Origin of the sequence: Micromonospora sp. WMMD1274 (assembly GCF_049179035.1) — a bacterium.
In the GTDB taxonomy this organism is placed as follows: domain Bacteria; phylum Actinomycetota; class Actinomycetes; order Mycobacteriales; family Micromonosporaceae; genus Micromonospora; species Micromonospora tulbaghiae.
Genome location: NZ_JBMHMG010000001.1, coordinates 464,149 through 480,480 on the forward strand (window position 1 = coordinate 464,149; position 16,332 = coordinate 480,480).

At 72.9% G+C, this 16,332-nt stretch carries 13 protein-coding genes and 1 pseudogene; all 14 read left to right on the plus strand.

Annotated features, from left to right (window positions below; genetic code table 11):
* Positions 1–67 precede the first annotated feature (67 nt).
* Positions 68–958, plus strand: coding sequence for a hypothetical protein (locus ACN27D_RS01750; RefSeq protein WP_421501092.1), 891 nt, complete (start codon positions 68–70; stop codon positions 956–958).
* Between the two features lie 642 nt (positions 959–1,600).
* Positions 1,601–1,993, plus strand: a complete 393-nt coding sequence (locus ACN27D_RS01755) for a pilin (protein ID WP_358177136.1) — start codon at positions 1,601–1,603, stop codon at positions 1,991–1,993.
* 2 nt (positions 1,994–1,995) lie between these two features.
* A complete protein-coding gene (locus ACN27D_RS01760; RefSeq protein WP_421498350.1) occupies positions 1,996–2,910 on the plus strand; it encodes a conjugal transfer protein TrbL family protein in 915 nt (304 codons plus the stop codon).
* Positions 2,907–3,866: a PrgI family protein gene (locus ACN27D_RS01765; protein ID WP_421498351.1), complete on the plus strand. Its 960-nt coding sequence runs from the start codon at positions 2,907–2,909 to the stop codon at positions 3,864–3,866. The genes ACN27D_RS01760 and ACN27D_RS01765 overlap by 4 nt, the downstream gene beginning before the upstream one ends.
* Positions 3,863–5,704, plus strand: coding sequence for a VirB4 family type IV secretion system protein (locus ACN27D_RS01770; protein ID WP_421498352.1), 1,842 nt, complete (start codon positions 3,863–3,865; stop codon positions 5,702–5,704). Before ACN27D_RS01765 ends, ACN27D_RS01770 begins: the two co-directional genes overlap by 4 nt.
* A gap of 62 nt (positions 5,705–5,766) precedes the next feature.
* On the plus strand, positions 5,767–8,217 hold the full coding sequence (locus tag ACN27D_RS01775) for a type IV secretory system conjugative DNA transfer family protein (RefSeq protein WP_421501093.1): 2,451 nt from the start codon (positions 5,767–5,769) through the stop codon (positions 8,215–8,217).
* Positions 8,218–8,452: 235 nt separating this feature from the next.
* A complete protein-coding gene (locus ACN27D_RS01780) occupies positions 8,453–9,388 on the plus strand; it encodes a replication-relaxation family protein (protein WP_421498353.1) in 936 nt (311 codons plus the stop codon).
* 454 nt (positions 9,389–9,842) lie between these two features.
* Positions 9,843–10,655 carry a hypothetical protein gene (locus tag ACN27D_RS01785; RefSeq protein WP_421498354.1) on the plus strand — a complete coding sequence of 271 codons (813 nt, stop codon included), beginning with the start codon at positions 9,843–9,845 and terminating at the stop codon, positions 10,653–10,655.
* A 408-nt stretch (positions 10,656–11,063) separates the two neighbouring features.
* Positions 11,064–11,897 (plus strand): hypothetical protein, encoded by an 834-nt coding sequence (locus ACN27D_RS01790; RefSeq protein WP_421498355.1) that lies wholly within the window; start codon positions 11,064–11,066, stop codon positions 11,895–11,897.
* Positions 11,894–12,211: a hypothetical protein gene (locus ACN27D_RS01795; protein WP_421498356.1), complete on the plus strand. Its 318-nt coding sequence runs from the start codon at positions 11,894–11,896 to the stop codon at positions 12,209–12,211. The genes ACN27D_RS01790 and ACN27D_RS01795 overlap by 4 nt, the downstream gene beginning before the upstream one ends.
* A 257-nt stretch (positions 12,212–12,468) precedes the next feature.
* A pseudogene (locus ACN27D_RS01800) lies at positions 12,469–13,619 on the plus strand (monooxygenase).
* 24 nt (positions 13,620–13,643) lie between these two features.
* Complete coding sequence (locus tag ACN27D_RS01805) at positions 13,644–14,003, plus strand: histone-like nucleoid-structuring protein Lsr2 (protein ID WP_421498357.1); 360 nt, start codon at positions 13,644–13,646, stop codon at positions 14,001–14,003.
* A gap of 168 nt (positions 14,004–14,171) precedes the next feature.
* Positions 14,172–15,167 (plus strand): MarR family transcriptional regulator, encoded by a 996-nt coding sequence (locus tag ACN27D_RS01810; RefSeq protein ID WP_421498358.1) that lies wholly within the window; start codon positions 14,172–14,174, stop codon positions 15,165–15,167.
* A 95-nt stretch (positions 15,168–15,262) separates the two neighbouring features.
* A complete protein-coding gene (locus ACN27D_RS01815; protein ID WP_421498359.1) occupies positions 15,263–15,910 on the plus strand; it encodes a diguanylate cyclase domain-containing protein in 648 nt (215 codons plus the stop codon).
* Positions 15,911–16,332 lie beyond the last annotated feature (422 nt).

The window sequence follows — 16,332 nt, forward strand, 5'->3', positions numbered from 1 at the left end:
TCAGGCGTGCCGACTGCGCGGCTTCGGCCCGTCCCCGACATTCGTCTCTGACATGGGAGTTCCTGACATGACCTCCTCCGCCACCGGCTGGCCCGACTCGCCTCTGGACGCCGTGGACACCGCGTTCGCCGACCTGACCTGCGACCCCGACCCGTTGTCCTTAGACCTCGATCCGTTGATCGGACAGCTCGGACAGCTCGGTGATGACACCGGTCTGCCCGGGGGTGTCATCGCGCTGCCGGCGTTGCGGCAGTGGCTGCTGGAGCATCCCCATGCCTACCCGGTGCGGGACGTGGTGTGGCGGGAGCTGATTCTCCGTGCCCGCCTCGACGGGCCGGCCTGGGTCATCGCCGCGGTGGCCATGGCGATGCCGGCGCTGCGCCGGTACGCCGGCCGGCTGCATACCGGCTGGGCCGGCGACGCCCACGACCTGGATGCCGAGATCCTCACCGGTTTCCTGACCGCGCTGCGCGACCGGGTTGACCTGGCCCGCCCGGCGCCGTACGCGTCGTTGTGCATGGCCGCGTGGCGAGCCGGGCATGAACTGCGGCAGCGTGCTGGCGCCGAGGCCGTGCCGGTGGACGACGTCGACCACGTCACCGGCCCGCGTACTCCGAAGCGGCCCTACGGGCATCCGGACCTCCTGGTACGTCGCGCCGTCGAGTTGGGCATCGTCGATGAGTGCGATGAGCAGCCCTACATCGACCTGCGGCTGGGCCGGCGGGCCATCGAACCCATCGCCGCGCGGCTCGGCGTGGAGGTCGACACGCTGCGGCGGCGCGTCGAGCGCATCGACGTGCGCATCGCCGAAGCGCTCGCCGCCGGGTTCCTTACCGAGGTGCTCTCATCGCGGGTGCAGGAGGACCTCGCCGCGGCGGCCGAGCGACGACAACACATTCGGGCCGCCCGCGGCGGCGGTCCGCGACCGGCTGCGGCGCGGGTGAGGCTGGCAGCCTGAGGGGCCATCCCCGTTGTGCGCCTCGACGCGGGCCCGGCCGTCTGGTCGGGTCCGCGACCGTGTGCGGCGAGCCTGCCGTGCCGCAGCGGCCGCCGGTTCCCACCCCCGGGTACGGCGGCGAACCGCCGTGAACCGCTGCGGGGCGGGCTGTCGGGACTCTCACAGCGGCGTCCAGGGGATGTCGGGGAGGCGGCTGTGAGGTTCCGGCGCCGATGCTGACAGGCGGTTCCGTCACCGGCGGCATGCTCGTCCGGAATGGCGTTCCGGCCAGGGTCGTTAGAGGTTTGTGAGGTCGTGTCGGAGCGCTGTGGGACAGGCAGGTGTTCGCCAGGGCTCACAAACGCCGGTTTGAGGGTGCGGAACTCCTCCGGCGCCACCACGGCGTCATGCGGAGGTTTGGTTTCGCCCGCCGTCGGGCCGGGACATAGGGCTGACACGGGACCGGGTGCCTCGGGTGCCGCGCCACGTTGATGCGCTGACACCTCATCGATCGCCGCTGACCCGAACGGGAGGACGAGCTCCTCCCGAGGTTCACCGCGCTCCCCTGTCCGGCATGTGTCTCCCGCGCCCGGCGGCGGCTCCCCGACCGCCGTTTCGACGATTCGCGCCGGCCGTGAGCCGGTGCGGGAGGTGCAGCCACCCATGTTCCCCACGTTGTGGGCACGTTCTCGTGCTCTGACCATCGCGCTGTCCACGCTTCGCCGCGTCGCCCGGGTCGCCGCGCCCGCCGCGGCTGCCCTCGGGATGCTGGCCGTGCCCGCCGTCGCCTACGGCGACGCCGGTGAGCCGGTCATCCTGGCCGTCAACGACCTGCCCACCGTCATCGCCAACCTGCAGGCCTGGGTGATGGGCATCCTGGCCGCCGTCGCCACCTTGTACCTGGTCCTGGCTGGGGTGTACTGGGCCACCGCCGGCGGCGACCCCGTCCAGGTCGACAAGGCCAAGGGCGCGTTGAAGAACGCTCTGATCGGCTACGGCCTGGCCGTGCTCGCGCCCGTCCTGCTGAGGGTCGTTCAGGGAATCGTCGGAGGCTGACGATGGCCTGGGCGCTCAACCAGATCCTGGACTGGTTTGCCGGTCTGCTGCTGGACTGCCTGAACGGGCTCATCACCGCGATCACCCGCGCGCTGCTGATCACCCCGGACGTCACCAGCCTGCCGCAGGTGCAGGCCCTGACCGGACGGTCGGTCTGGGTCGTCGACACCGTCTTCGTCCTGGCGTTCGTCACCGCTGGTGTTCTCACCATGGTCGCCGGCGGTGACGAACGCGCCCGCTACACCGTCAAGGATCTCCTGCCGCGGTGCGTGGTCGGGTTCGTCACCGCCCACTTCTCCCAGCTGATCGCCGGCACGCTGATCGAGGTCGCCAACGCGTTCACCGTCGCGCTGACCGCGCAGGACTTCAACGGTGACGGGGCCCTCGACGCCGTCAAGACTCACCTGATGGCCGCGCGGGACCAGAGCGCCGGTCTGCTGTTCGTCGTCTGCCTGGCGATCATCGTTGTCCTGCTCGCCGCCACGGCCTGCAGTGTGATCGTCCGCTTCGCGGTCGCGCTGGTGCTCACCGCGGTCGCGCCGATCGCCCTCGCGTGCCACGCCCTGCCGCAAACAGAGGGTGTGGCCCGCCTGTGGTGGCGGTCGTACGTCGCCATGCTGGCGATCCCGGTGGTGCAGGCGTTCGTGCTGTTCGCCGGCCAGTGGATGCTGCTGGACACCAGCACCATGCTGCCGCTGCTGGGCCTGCCGGTCGAACCGGGCGGGACGCTCAACCTGTTCGTCGTGATGGTCCTGCTATGGACCACGGTGAAGGTGCCTGCTCTGATGCGCCGCTACGCCACCAGCGGCGCAGGCGGGCGTGGCGGCAATCCGCTCGGCGCGGTCGTGCGGGTCGTCGTGGTGCAGCAGCTCACCCGCGGGCTGCGTATCCCCGGCGTCGGGGCGGTGCGACGATGAGCCGCGACCGCGGCGGGCAGCCCATCACCGCCCGCATGCCCACCGACGTGGACGCGCCGGACAAGGTGCTCTACGGGCTGACGTTCCGGCAACTGGCGATCGTGGCGGTGGCCGCCGTCGTCTTCTACGGCGGCGGGAAGGCCCTGCACACCGTCGTGCCCGCGCCGGTGCTGCTCGGCGCGGGCGTCGTGCTCGGCGGCCTGGTGTTCGGCCTCGCTGTCGGCCGCCGCGACGGACTGCCCATGGACGTGTGGCTGGCCTGCGCGGTACGGCACGCTCGGGCGCCGCGCGCGTTGTCCACCACCGACACCACCGCGACAACACCCGCCTGGGTACAGGCCCCGACGTCGACGGTGACACTGCCGGCCCCGCTGCGGTTGCCGGCCGACGCCATCGACGACCGCGGGGAGATCAGCCTCGGCGGTGTGAAGGCGGCGATGGTCGCGGCGACCAGCGTCAACCTCGCGTTGCGTACCGCCGACGAGCAGACCGCCCTGGTCGACACGTTCGGCCGCTGGCTCAACAGCCTGTCCACGCCGACGCAGATCGTGGTGTCGGCGCAGCCGGTCGACCTGCACTCCGCCGCCCACACCGTCGCCCGGGCGGCGGACGCCATGCCGCACCCGGCTCTCGCGGACGCGGCGGCCGACCACGCCCGGTTCCTCGACGACCTCGCCCAGCGGCGGGATCCGTTGCGCCGGCAGGTCCTCATCGTCACCCGCACCACCAGCGGCGAACGGGGCGAGCACGCCGCCCGACGCCGCGCCGACCAGACGGCCCGGGCGCTGTCCGGGCTGGGCGTCACCACCCGCGCCCTGGACGGCCACGCCGCGACCGCTGCCCTGGCCGCCGCCGCCGACCCATACCGGCCGCCCCGCCCCGGCGGACTCGCCGCCCCCCACACCACCATCACCGGACCTCCGGCCAGGAGGCCACGCACCAGGAGAACATCGTGATCTTCGTCAGGCGCCGACGCGCCCCGCACGACGACAACCCCAGCGCCAGCCCGCCGTCCGCAGGACTGGCGGCGACGGTGGCACCGGCTTCGGTGGAGGTCACACCCCGGTTCCTGCGAGTCGGAGACGGCTACGCCGCCACGCTGGTGGTGACCGGGTATCCGGCCGAGGTCGGACCGGCGTGGCTGGAGCCGCTGCTGTCCTGGCCAGGCCGCCTCGACCTCGCGTTGCACATCGACCCGATCCCCGCCCCGATGGCGGCGTCCCGGCTGCGCAACCAGCGCGCCCGCTTCGAATCGTCCCGGCGGGCCGATGCCGAGAGAGGGAAGTTGGCCGACCCGTACGTGGAGGCCGCCGCCGACGACGCCACCGACCTCGCCGAACGCCTCGCCCGCGGGGCGGCGAAGCTGTTCCGCGTCGGCCTGTACCTGACCGTGCACGCCCGCACCGAAGCCGAACTCCTCGACGCGTGCGCGCAGGTGAAAGCCGCCGCCGCGTCCACCCTGATCGAGGTGCAGCCCGCGACGTGGCGGCACCTGCCCGGCTGGACCACCACCCTGCCGCTTGCCACCGACAGCCTGCAGATGCGCCGCACCATGGACACCCAAGCCCTGGCCGCCGCGTTCCCCCTCGCCAGCGCGGACCTGCCCGCGCCGCTGCCCGGCGACCCGGCCACCACCGGCGGGGTGCTGTACGGGGTCAACCCGGACTCCCAGGGCATCGTCTGGTGGGACCGGTGGGCGCAGGAGAACCACAACAGCGTGATCCTGGCCCGCTCCGGCGCCGGCAAGTCCTACTTCGTCAAACTCGACATCCTCCGCCAGCTCTACCAGGGGGTGCAGGTCGCCGTCGTCGACCCCGAGGACGAATACCTCCGCCTCGCCGACGCGGTCGGCGGCACCATCGTGCGCCTCGGCGCACCCGGCGTGAAGATCAACCCCCTGGACCTGCCAATCGGGGATAACCGACCGGACGTGCTCACCCGCCGCGGCCTGTTCCTCCACACCCTCATCGCGGTGCTGTTGGGGCAGGTGCCGCCGCCTGCCGAGCGCGCCGCCCTGGACCGGGCGATCCTGCAGGTGTACCGGCAGGCGGGCATCACCGCCGATCCAGCCACCCACCACCGGCCCGCACCACTGCTGAAGGATCTGGCCGCGACACTGCGGGCCGACGACAACGCCGCCGCCCAGGAGTTGGCCGCCCGGCTGGCGCCGTGGGTGGCCGGTTCGTTCTCCGACCTGTTCGACTCACCGACCACGACCCGCCCGGACGGGCACCTCGTCGTCTGGAGCCTGCGCCACCTGCCCGACGAACTGCGCACCGTCGGCACCCTCCTCGCCCTGGACGAGATCTGGCGGCAGGTCGACCTCCCACCCCAATATCGGCGGCGGCCCCGCGAAGGATCCCGCCCGCAAGGCCGGCGGCTGGTGGTGGTGGATGAGGCGTGGCTGCTGATGCGCGACGGGGAAGGCGCCCGGTTCCTGTTCAAGATGAGCAAGGCCGGCCGCAAGCGCAACGCCGGCCTGTCGGTTATCACCCAGGACGTCGCCGACGTGCTCGGCACCGACCTCGGCCACGCCGTCGTGTCGAACGCGGCCACGCAGGTGCTGCTCAAGCAGGCCCCGCAGGCCATCGACCAGGTCGCCGACGCGTTCGGCCTGACCGCGGGCGAGCGGCGGATGCTGCTGTCGGCCCGGGTCGGGCACGGCCTGCTGATATCCGGCACGAACCGGACCGCGTTCGAGTCGATCTCCTCGCAAGCCGAACACCTTCTCGCGACCACCACACCGTCTGACCTCGCCGACCTCGACCCCGACGACACGGAGGAGGACCTGTGACACCGTCCCTTGTCGCATCGCCAGCGCCGGCGCCCAGTCCTTCCGGGCCGGGCGCCGGAGTCATTGCCCCGCCGAGCGCGCCCACGCGCTGGGTTCTGCACGCCGCCGATTGGGCGGTGGACCGGCCGTGGCTGCTCGGTGTCGCCGCCGCCCTGCTCGTCGTCTACGTCGCCGGGCGCACCCTGCTCGACGGGTGGCGGCACCGCCGCCACGCCGACCGGGCCCGCCTCGTCACGGTCGCCCCACCACCGGAGGTCGACCCGCACAGCGCCGCCGCGCTGTGGGCGAACCTGCACGGCACGCTCACCCCGTCGCGCCGACGGCGGCTGCTGTACGGCAGCCCGCACGTGGTGTGGCAGTACACCTGGACCGGCCGCCGGCTACTCATCTCGATCTGGGTGCCCGGGAGCGTGCCGGCCCGGGCGGTGGAGGCTGCGGTGCGGGCCGCGTGGCCCGGCGCCGCCTGCACCACCGACGACCAGGCACCGCCGCCGATCCCACTGGACGTGCCGGCCGCCGTCGGCGGGCAGCTACTGCCGGCGGCCGCCGAGTGGCTGCCGTTGCGAACGGATCACGCCAACGACCCGCTGCGGGCGCTGATGTCCGCGGGGTCGCAGCTCAAGCCGGACGACTACGCCTGCGTGCAGGTCCTCGCCCGTCCCGCCACCCTGCGCCGGGCCGCGCGGGCACGCCGCGCGGCGGGCCGGCTGCGTGACGGTAAGACCGCCGTGCCGGTCGTGAATCCCGCCGCGCCGCTGCTGTGGCTCATCGAGGCCTTCCAGGCGGGATCCTCCGCGCGCAGCCGGGCCGGGTCGGCGGGTGCGGCGACCCGGAGGGACCCGGGAGTGGAGCGGGATGTGCGGGCGATCCTCGACAAGACCGCTCACCCGCTGTGGACGATCGGTATCCGCTACGCCGTCGCGAAGAACAACCGCCGCGGCGGCTCCCGGCCGCAGGCCAGGTTGCAGGGCATCGCGGACGCGGTCGCCTCGTCGTTCGCCGTGTACGCCGGCCGCAACCGGCTCACGCACCGGGCGCGTATGGGGCGGCCGGTGGCCGTGCTGGCCGCTCGGCGGCTCGGGGCAGGGTTCCTGGCCTGCACCCCCGAGCTGGCCGTCCTGGCCGCCCTGCCGCGGGATCTGGCCGTGCCGGGGCTGGATCGGGCGCGGGCGAAGTCCATGCCCGCCCCGGTGGCGGTCCCGACCGGCGGTCGCGGCGCGAAGGTTCTCGGTGACGCCGAGGTCGGCGGCCACGCGGTGGCCCTGTCCGTCGCCGATGCGAGGTATCACCTGCATGTGGTCGGCTCGACGGGTTCCGGGAAGACCACGCTGCTGGTCAACATGGCCGTCGAGGACATCAAAACCGGCCGGGGCACCGTGGTCATCGACCCGCACGGCGACATGGTCCTCGACATCCTCGACCGGCTCCCCGCCAGCGTCGCCGGACGGGTGGTGCTGTTCGACCCCGACCAGCCCAACCCGCCCACCCTCAACCCGCTGTCCGGGACCGACCCCGACCTGGTCGTCGACAACCTCGTGTCGATCTTCGGGAACATCTTCGCCAAGGCGTGGGGGCCGCGGATGGACGACGTCATGCGGGTGGCCTGCCTGACCCTGCTGCGGCACGCCAACGTCACCCTCCAGCACATCCCACCGCTGCTCAACTCCGCCCAGTTCAGAAGCGCGATGACCGTCGGCCTGGACGACCCGGCCGGCCTGTCCGGGTTCTGGCAGTGGTACGACCAGCTCAACCCGGCCCTACGCTCCCAGGTCATCGGCCCCGTCCTCGCGCGGCTGCGGGCGTTCCTGCTGCGCGACTTCGTCAAGCGCACCATGCGCTACCCCCGCTCCAGCTTCGACATGGGAAAGGTCCTCGACGGTGGGGCTCTGCTGGTGCGCATCCCGAAGGGCCAGCTGGGTGAGGACACCAGCAAGCTCCTCGGCTCCCTCGTGCTGGCGCAGGTGTGGCAGGCCGCGACCGCCCGCGCCAGTGTGCCCGCGGACAGACGCCGGGACGCCACGTTGATCATCGACGAGTGTCAGAACTTTCTGACCCTCGCCAACAGTCTGGACTCGATGTTGGCGGAGGCGCGGAAGTACCGGCTGTCGATGGTCTTGGCGCACCAGGACCTGGCCCAGTTCCCGCGCGACCTCCTGGCCGCGGCGTCCGCGAACGCCCGGAACAAGCTGTACTTCTCCGTTGCCCCGGAGGACGCCCGCGTCCTCGCCCGGCACACTTTGCCCGAGCTCGACGAGCACGACCTGACCCACCTGGACGCCTACACCGCCGTCGCCCGCCTCGTCGTCGGCGGGCGGCAGGCGCCGGCGTTCACCTTCAAGACCCGGCCGCCGAAGCCGGTCGTGGGCGAGGCGACGGCGATCCGTCAGGCCGCCGCGCAGGCGGTGCCGGCGCAGGACACCAGCGCGATCGACGAGCTCGTCGACCGGTTCTCGGCCCGGCCCGACGACACCCGCCGGTCCCGGAGCAAGGCCGGCCCTGCAGTCGACGCGTGAACACCGGCCTGGAGTGAGATCGACAGATCGGTCGACGTCGGTCGCCGAGCCAGGTCAGCCCTTTCCGTGGGGGCTTCACCAGTCCTTCACCACCGATCACCAGGCGGCGCTGACAGGTCGGGCCGTGCCCGTCTGTCAGTGCCGCTCGTCGGCGGTCACCCGCCGTGGTGAGCGTCCCGCCGAACCCCGACACCCTCCCTCAGAGGGACTCCCTCTCCCGCTTGGAGCGTCCACGATGCCCGCCGACACCTCCCCTTCCCGCTCGTCTGCGACCTCATCGTCGCCTGCCCGCGCGTTGTCTCGCCGGGCTCGTCTCGACCGGCTGCGTCGCCTCACCGCCCGTGACCATCACCTGCTGCGCTGGCTCGCCGAGCACTATGTGCTGTCCACCGACCAGATCGCGGCGGCCCTGTTCCCCTCACGTCGCTCCGCCCGGCTTCGCCTGGCACGGCTGCAGCAGATGGAGGCGGTCAGCCGGTTCGTCGACGTCACCACCGGCAGCGGCCAGTACCTTTACACCCTCGGCCCGCTCGGCGTTGTGGTCTATCCGAGCGCGTTCAACGACCCCAACCGGGCCCACGTTCGTGCCCCCCGTTCCAGCGTCGAGCGCACCGAACGCATCATCGGCAGCCGTAAGCTGCGCCACCTCCTGGGCACCAATCAGCTATTCATCGACCTGGCCGCCTTCTCCCGCGGCGACGACAACGCGACGTTGGCCCGCTGGTGGTCCGAGCAGCACGCCGCCGCGGTGTTCGCCCGCTCGGGTATCCAGCCTGACGGGCACGGCGTGTGGGTGGCCGGCGGTCGGGAGGTTGGGTTTTTCCTCGAACACGACAACGGCACCGAACCTCTCCGCACGGTGCTGCGCAAGCTGCGCGGCTACGAGCAGCTCGCCGGCTACGGGCCGCGGTATCCGGTGCTGCTGCGCGTCCCCGGCCGCCGCCGCGAGCAGCACCTCCTCGAGGCCCTCGCCGGGGTGCCGACCGCCATGCCCGTCGCCACCGGGATCCACAGCGAACACCCCGCCGGATCCGCCTGGACCCTCACCACCGATCCCGGCCTGCGCCGCTGGCTGCACGAACTGCCGTCCGACCATGGCCCGGACAACCCGGCCACCAACCCGCACCGCTTCCCCGACACCGACCCCGGCGGCGTCGACCCGGATCGGTGAGACCTGCCCTCGCCCCGAGGGGGTGCTTCCTGTCCGCGGGTCGAGGCGGTTGTGAGACCGGCCAGATCTCACAGTCTCCGGCTGCCAGTTGGGGCAGAACCGACGATGCGTCTGACAGTGCAGGTCAAACCCGCCGCTGACGATCATGACAGCGGCCGGCACTGACAGACGCGGCCGCTACCTTCATCGGCACCACCTTCACCCACATATCGCTCCACCCGGTCCGGTCCCACCTCGGGAACCACCGCCGCACCCCCACGGTGCGCTCCGCCCACCCGCCCCTTTGCGGCCGGTCGGCGCCCGCGCCGCGCGGCGACCCCAGGTCCCACCGCACCGCCAGCACCACCTCACTGCACCTCTCCCCTGTTCGTCTCGTGAGCCGCCCCATGTACCCGGTGGGCCGGCCGCTTCCGCGCGCCCAACCGCGCGCCCCAACCGGAGGAGGAACCCCTTTATGGCCGCAACCAACGGTGCCGCGACTCCGCTGAGCCGCTACGGCACCCGCGTGCCGACGGTGACGCCCCGCCTGGGCCGCAAGCCCGCCCCTGGGGCGACCGTCGCCAGCACCACGGTGCCCGCCAGGCCGGTGGTCACGCCGACCGCGACGATCCACACCATGATCATTTGTCCGCCCGACGGGCTGCCGTCGCAGGCCCTGACCGCCACCCAGCTCGACCGGCACTTCGGCGTGTCAGGCAGCCTGCAGCCCCGCTTCTGGGCCATCCCGAACATGTGGCTGTGGCAGCGGCGCGACCTGGTCGCACCGCGGAAGGGACGTCCGGTGTCCTGCGCCGGCGGACCGGTCAAGCTGCTCGACCTCGCCGCCATGCGCCACGCCGCCGGCGTCGGCGCCGGCATCCGCCATCAGCTGTGGCAGCAGGTCGTGCACGGCACCCGGCCGGCCACCCCGTGGCCGACCCTGCTGGCCCGCCACCTGGCGGATCCCGCCCGTTACCCGCGCGAGCGGGCCGAGGCGGACTTCCACCAGCAACCCCGCGTCAACGCGATGCGGATGCACAACGCGGCCAGCTACGGCGCCGCCCACCTCAGCCCAGGTGAGCTGGAGATGTTCCAGGCAGGCCCGGTGGCCTACCAGCACTACAGCGCCACGACCGCCGTGTGCGGGGACGCCCTGCTCACGGCGGACGGGCACCAGCTGGCACCGGCGAGCGACGCCCTGACCCACCGGGTGACCTACCTCGAGAAGGCGATGCGGTACCTCGACACCATCGAGCCCGACCAGCGGCTGCTCGCCGTGGCTCTGTAGCACCGCCGGGCCGGTCGGGCGCCACCACTCATCTCCTCTTTCCCTAGGGATTGGGGGCGGCCCTGACCGGCTCCATCCCCATTCCACCCGGGCCGAGGGCCGGCGCGCGGCAGCAGACGCACGCTCTGCAGCCGCCTCTCTCAGCTTGCCCAGGCCCTGCGACGCACACCGGGCCGCCACCAGTGCGGCCACTACCGCCACCCACGTTCACCGCCGGCCAAAACACGCCTGGGACTACATCCGATCCGCATCTGCGCGTCACGCGCCGTGCCGCGGGTCCCAGAGCAGCGGCGGACCCGGTTGCGGGTCCGTGCGGCACCGCCCGGCGCCCCAGGCCGGGGCAACCCGCCAGCCCGGCCGGCGAAGCGGCCGACCTTCCCTCTTCCACCATCAGGAGGTTTCCCCGCCATGTCCGAGCGACTGTGGTTCCGCGTCGACGACGTCCTGCCGCTCGCCGAACACGCCGCCTCCACCGGCGCGCAGCGGCGGACCCGGCAGCAGTACCGGGCCGGCGTCCGGGACCAGGCCGCGCTCATCTGGTCCCACGACATCGACGGTGACTGGTTGTCCTCCAACGGCGTCCCCCGCTGGTACGACGCCGACGGCGCCGACCACCGCGTCCGCGCCGAAACCTGGACCCACACCGCCACCGGCGCCACCGGCAACCCGATCCCTACCGACGACGGACACGGATTCCTGCCCCTGCACACCGAACACCTTGACGGCCGGCGGGACCTGCTCGACCTGCTCCGCTACGCCCGCCGCCACGGGATGCACTGGCTCGGGCTGCACCCGGACCCGGCGAGCGACGTCCGCTACCGCATGTCCCGCAGCCGCGGCGACATCACCCCGCCGCTTGCCACCTGGACCCCGGCGACGGTGACCTGCGACGTGGTCGGCGGCGGCGCCTACCGCGCCATGGTCGCCACCGGCTACACCACCCTCTCCCGCGCCGGGGTGCTGTGCCGCTTCCCTCGGTTCGCGGTGCAGCGCATGGCCGCCCACCTCGACGCCCTCCACCCCGGTGACATGTCCGGCGAGCATCCCCGGCTGCGGTTCGACGGCGACGAGGTCACCGTCGAGTGGGAGGACGACGACGCCCTGGGCAGCCGCTGGGTCCAGCACGACCGCATCGTCCCGGATACCAACCGCTGCTACGCCATCGGCGCCTACCAGTGGCCCTGGATCCGTGCCGCGTCCGAAGCGACCCGCGCCACGGACCCGGAGGACCGGTCGCGGTGATCGTTGACGAGGTGTTCCATCAGCACGGCCACGGCACCTACGAGCTGACCCGGGTGCACCACATCGACGGGTACGTCCTGCGGGTGCGGGTCTGCCGCGATAGCTACGCCACGCAGAGCACGGCGGTCGCCGAAGTCCTCACCCCGCTGTTCACCTGGACGATCATCGCGAGCAGCCCCGGTAGTGGCTGGCACCGCACGACCCCAGCCACGCCCCCGGACGCGACACCGCTGATCACGGTCGCCGACGAGGTAATGCAGCGGGCCCGGCGGATCCTTCCCGTGCCGCCTCCGTTCACCACGCCCGGCCGCTAACCCGCCGAGACCACACCTTCCCGCGCCGCCCTGCCGGCCCGGTCGCACCTCGCGGGCCAGCCGACGCCGTCCGGCGCCGCGCCGTCCGAGCCTCCATCCGCCCGCCGCATCAAGGCGGCCGACCTGGGTCCGCAGTCCACCGTCGCTGACCCGCCTTCTCACTGGCACCACCCGGCCGATGCCCGGCCACCCCGCGCACTCGCGCACACCCGGGCACGGCCGTGCCCGGGTTTCCCGCACTCCAGAAGGGAACCCTCATGACATCCGCCACCAGGCCGTCCTCCGGCCTGCAGCCCACCATCGCCGTCATCGGTGGCAGCATCACCGGCCCGGTCACCGCGCTGCTGTTGCTGCGCGTCGGATTCGACGACGTCACCGTCTTCGAGGCGGCGCCGGCGTCCGCGCCTCTGGGCGGCGGCCTCATCGGCCTGGAACACCCGGCCCTCGACGTGCTCGACCGCCTCGACATCGGCCAGAGCGAGTTCGTGGCCCACGACTCCGAGGCCATCGTCGAGATGACCGTCCGCGACCGCCGGCCGGCCGAGACGATCCGGCGTACCTACCCGGGGCGGAACACCACCTGGACGCTGCTGCGCCAGGCGCTGATCCGCCGCCTGCCCGCCGGTGTCCTGCACACCGGTATGAAGGTCACGGCCCTGGCCGAGCAGGACGGTCGGCCGGTGCTGCGGTTCCGCGACGGCCACACCGCGGCCGCCGACCTGGTCGTGTTCGCCCACGGCCGGTCCTCCACCGGCCGCCGGCTGCTGGATCCCGAGCGGGCCCTGCGCTACGCCGGCTACGTCGCCCATCGCGGCATCGCCGGCATCACCCCGCAGCCCGGGCTGCGGGACTTCCTGCGGTTGCAGCCCTGCCCGGGCGTGCAGTTCAACCTCGCCCCGGTACCCGGCGGCTGCGACTGGACCTTCTACCTCAACTGCACCCGCGCCGAGTACGCGCAGCGGTTCGGCGCCGACCCCACCCGCCGGTCTTCGCCCTGCCCCGGCACGTCAGCCCCGCCGCCCGCGCCCACGTCGACACCCACGCCGACCTGCTCCTCCCGGCCGACCACGCCGCCGTCGTGCACGCCACCACCACCCGGATGGCGGTACCGGTCCTCGACATCACCGCACCGCAGCGCATGGTCTGGCCCGTCGGCGCCGGTCACGCCGTTCTGCTCGGCGACGCCCTCGCCCCCGTGCGCCCGCACACCGCGCGCGGCGCCAACAACGGCATCGAGCAGGCCGCCGGCCTCGCCGCCGCCCTCACCCAGCACCGCAAGTACCGAGCTGACCTCACCGCCGCCCTGCACGGCTGGCAACGCCGACACCTGCCCGCCGCCGTCGCCGCCGTGCGCCGCGGGCCCGTCATCGGCCACCAGCTCGGCCTCGGCGCCCACCCGCCCGCCTAGTAACCCACCCCGAGAGGAAAGGAGGTGGCCCCATTGGCCACCAAGACCACCACGATCCTCGTCGACGACCTTGACGGCTCCACCGACGACGTCGCCACCCACCAGTTCACCTTCAACGGCATCACCTACGAGATCGACCTATCCGCCGGCAACTTCGACCGGATGGCCGCAGCGTTCGGCCCGTTCCTCATGGCCGGGCGGCGCCTGCCGAAACAGCCCCGGGCAGCGCGGCGGCAGCGCAGCACCGCGACCGGCCGCGTCCCGAGCCAGGAGATCCGCACCTGGTGGTGGACGGTCAACTGGCAGGAGCTGAACCTGCCCCGGCCACGAACCGGGGGCGTCATCCCCGCCGCGGTGCGCGACGCCTATCACGCCGCCCACTGACCCCGGCCGCCGTGCCGCCGGGCGTGCGATCACCGGGCGGCGTACCTGCGGCGGAGTCCCACATCTCGGACAGACGACTTGATCGATACGCGATCCGGAGCGTGCATCAGTGCGCGCGCCTCACTCACCGACCCCTGCCGACGGCAGGAGAAAGGGGGCCACGCGCCCATGACCAGCACCCCCACGAGTACGACCACCGCTCCGCTCGTGCCAGCGCCACTGGCGCCCAGCGTCGTGAAGGTCCTCGCGGCGCTGCACCGGCTCGGCGAAGCGGCCGCTGCCACCATCGCCACCGAAGCCGGCCTCGGCTACTCGACCACCACCCCGAAACTGCGCACCCTGCACGCTGCGGGACTGGCTGAGCCCACGCGAAGCGACACCGGACCTACCCTGTGGCGGATCACCGACACCGGCCGCGCGCACATCGGACAGGGGCGGCACGGCCAGCCCGCCCCGGGGCCCGCCACCCGCGACACCGACACCTCCGGCATCTCTGCGGAGCGCGGGCCGCGCGGCGGCGACCGGCAGGAGGCCGGGGAGGCTGCCGGGCAGGACGACGACCAGCCGCCGGTCGCCGAGGTTCCCGCCGTCGGGCAGCCGGAGGTCGGCCGGGAGTCGGCATCGCCGGCTCCGGGTGACGTCGAGGCGGCGCCCGGTGAGGACTGCGGGGCCGAGAACACCGAGGCTGATCACGGTGAGGCAAGCGTCCGCCGGTCTGCTGAACCCGACGTGCCGGTCGTTGGCGGCACCGGCCCGGCCGCCGGAGCGACGCCCGCAGCGGACGGTGTGGACGCCGAACCGGCCACACCGGAGGTTCCCGGAGCTGGCACGGCCGTCGACAGCACCAGCGGTGGCCTCGCTGCGGACGTACCCGCCGCACCGCCGGCCACAGAGGCGCCGGGCGATGAGGTCCAGGCCCGTCTCCGGCGGGCGTCGGGAATCCTCCGCGGCGCGATCCTCGGCATCCTCGAGGCCAACCCCGGCCGGCAGTACAAGGTCAGTGAGCTGTGCAGGCTGGTCGACCGGGCCAACGAGGGGACCGGCGCGAAGAAGGCCAGCGCGGGCGCGGTCCACAACGCCGCCGTGAGGCTCGTCGGAACCGGGCGGGTGGTCCTGGTCGCCGAGAGGCCCGCCACGTTCGCCCTCGCCGACCCCACCGCCTGAACGACCCCGCCCTGCCGGTAGCCCGGAGGCGGGCGTCGAACTTCCCGGAACCACGCCCGCCCCCGGTGCTCCTTAGTACAGAAGGAGCTTCCGAAGTGTCTCCCATCCTGACCTCGATCGTCACCGCCGCAGGTGGAGTCCTCGCCGGTCTCGCCCTCGCCGCAGCGCTGCTGTGGCGCCAACATCAGGCGCTGACCCGCGCCCGCTACGCCGCCGACCACGACGACACCACCGGCCTGCCCAACCGGCGGGCCCTGCTCGCCGCCCTCACCCGCGCCACACGCGCCGATGCCCCGTTCGGGCTCGTCCTGCTCGACCTCGACGGCTTCAAAGCCGTCAACGACACCTTCGGCCACGAGGCCGGCAACGACGTCCTCACCGAGGTCGGCCGACGGCTCACCGCCCTGCGAGGACCGGTGCGACTCGCCGCACGGTTGTCCGGCGACGAGTTCGCCCTACTGGTCGCCGGCGGCTCCGACGACGTCGCCGCCGTCGCCCGCGCCGCGTGGCGGGCGGTGGGCCGCCACCCCATCGATCTCGGCGACCACGCGCTGGTCGTGCGCGCCAGCGTCGGGCACATCAGCGCCGTCCTCGGTGTCGGCCCGCGTACCCTGCTGCACCAGGCCGACATCGCCATGTACCAAGCCAAACAAACCGGAAGCGGGGTCCGCGGAGCGACCGCCGCCGCCGGCCATACCGGACCGCTGCTCGGCCCCCGCCTACGGGACCTGCGCCGCCGCTGACCGCTCACGGACGAACCAAGAGAGCGTCGCGCACGTCGCCGTGCGCGAGGTTCCCACCGTGCCCGCTGCATCCCGTCCGCCCTGCCGTTGCCTTCCCGGTCCTCGGCGACGGTCGCTGAGGGTCTTGTAAGGGAGTACGTCCTGGTCGGCCCTCACCCACACACCATCGGTGTCCAGCGACCCTGACTCGACAGCGGCACGCCCCAGCACGCGGGCGGCCCAGAGCGTCACCCTGCTGCTGACTGTCAGCGTCGTCGTCGAACCTGTTGACGGCGGTCGGCAGGAGGAGGGCAGCCTGTCGACCTGGCTCGCCTCCGCGGCGGACGCTACCACCGGAAGCGAGTCGGCCATTATCCACGAGGCACCTATGGCCCCGGCCACTTCCATCGCGGTCGCCAGGGCGGATAAGTGGAGCTCCCGGT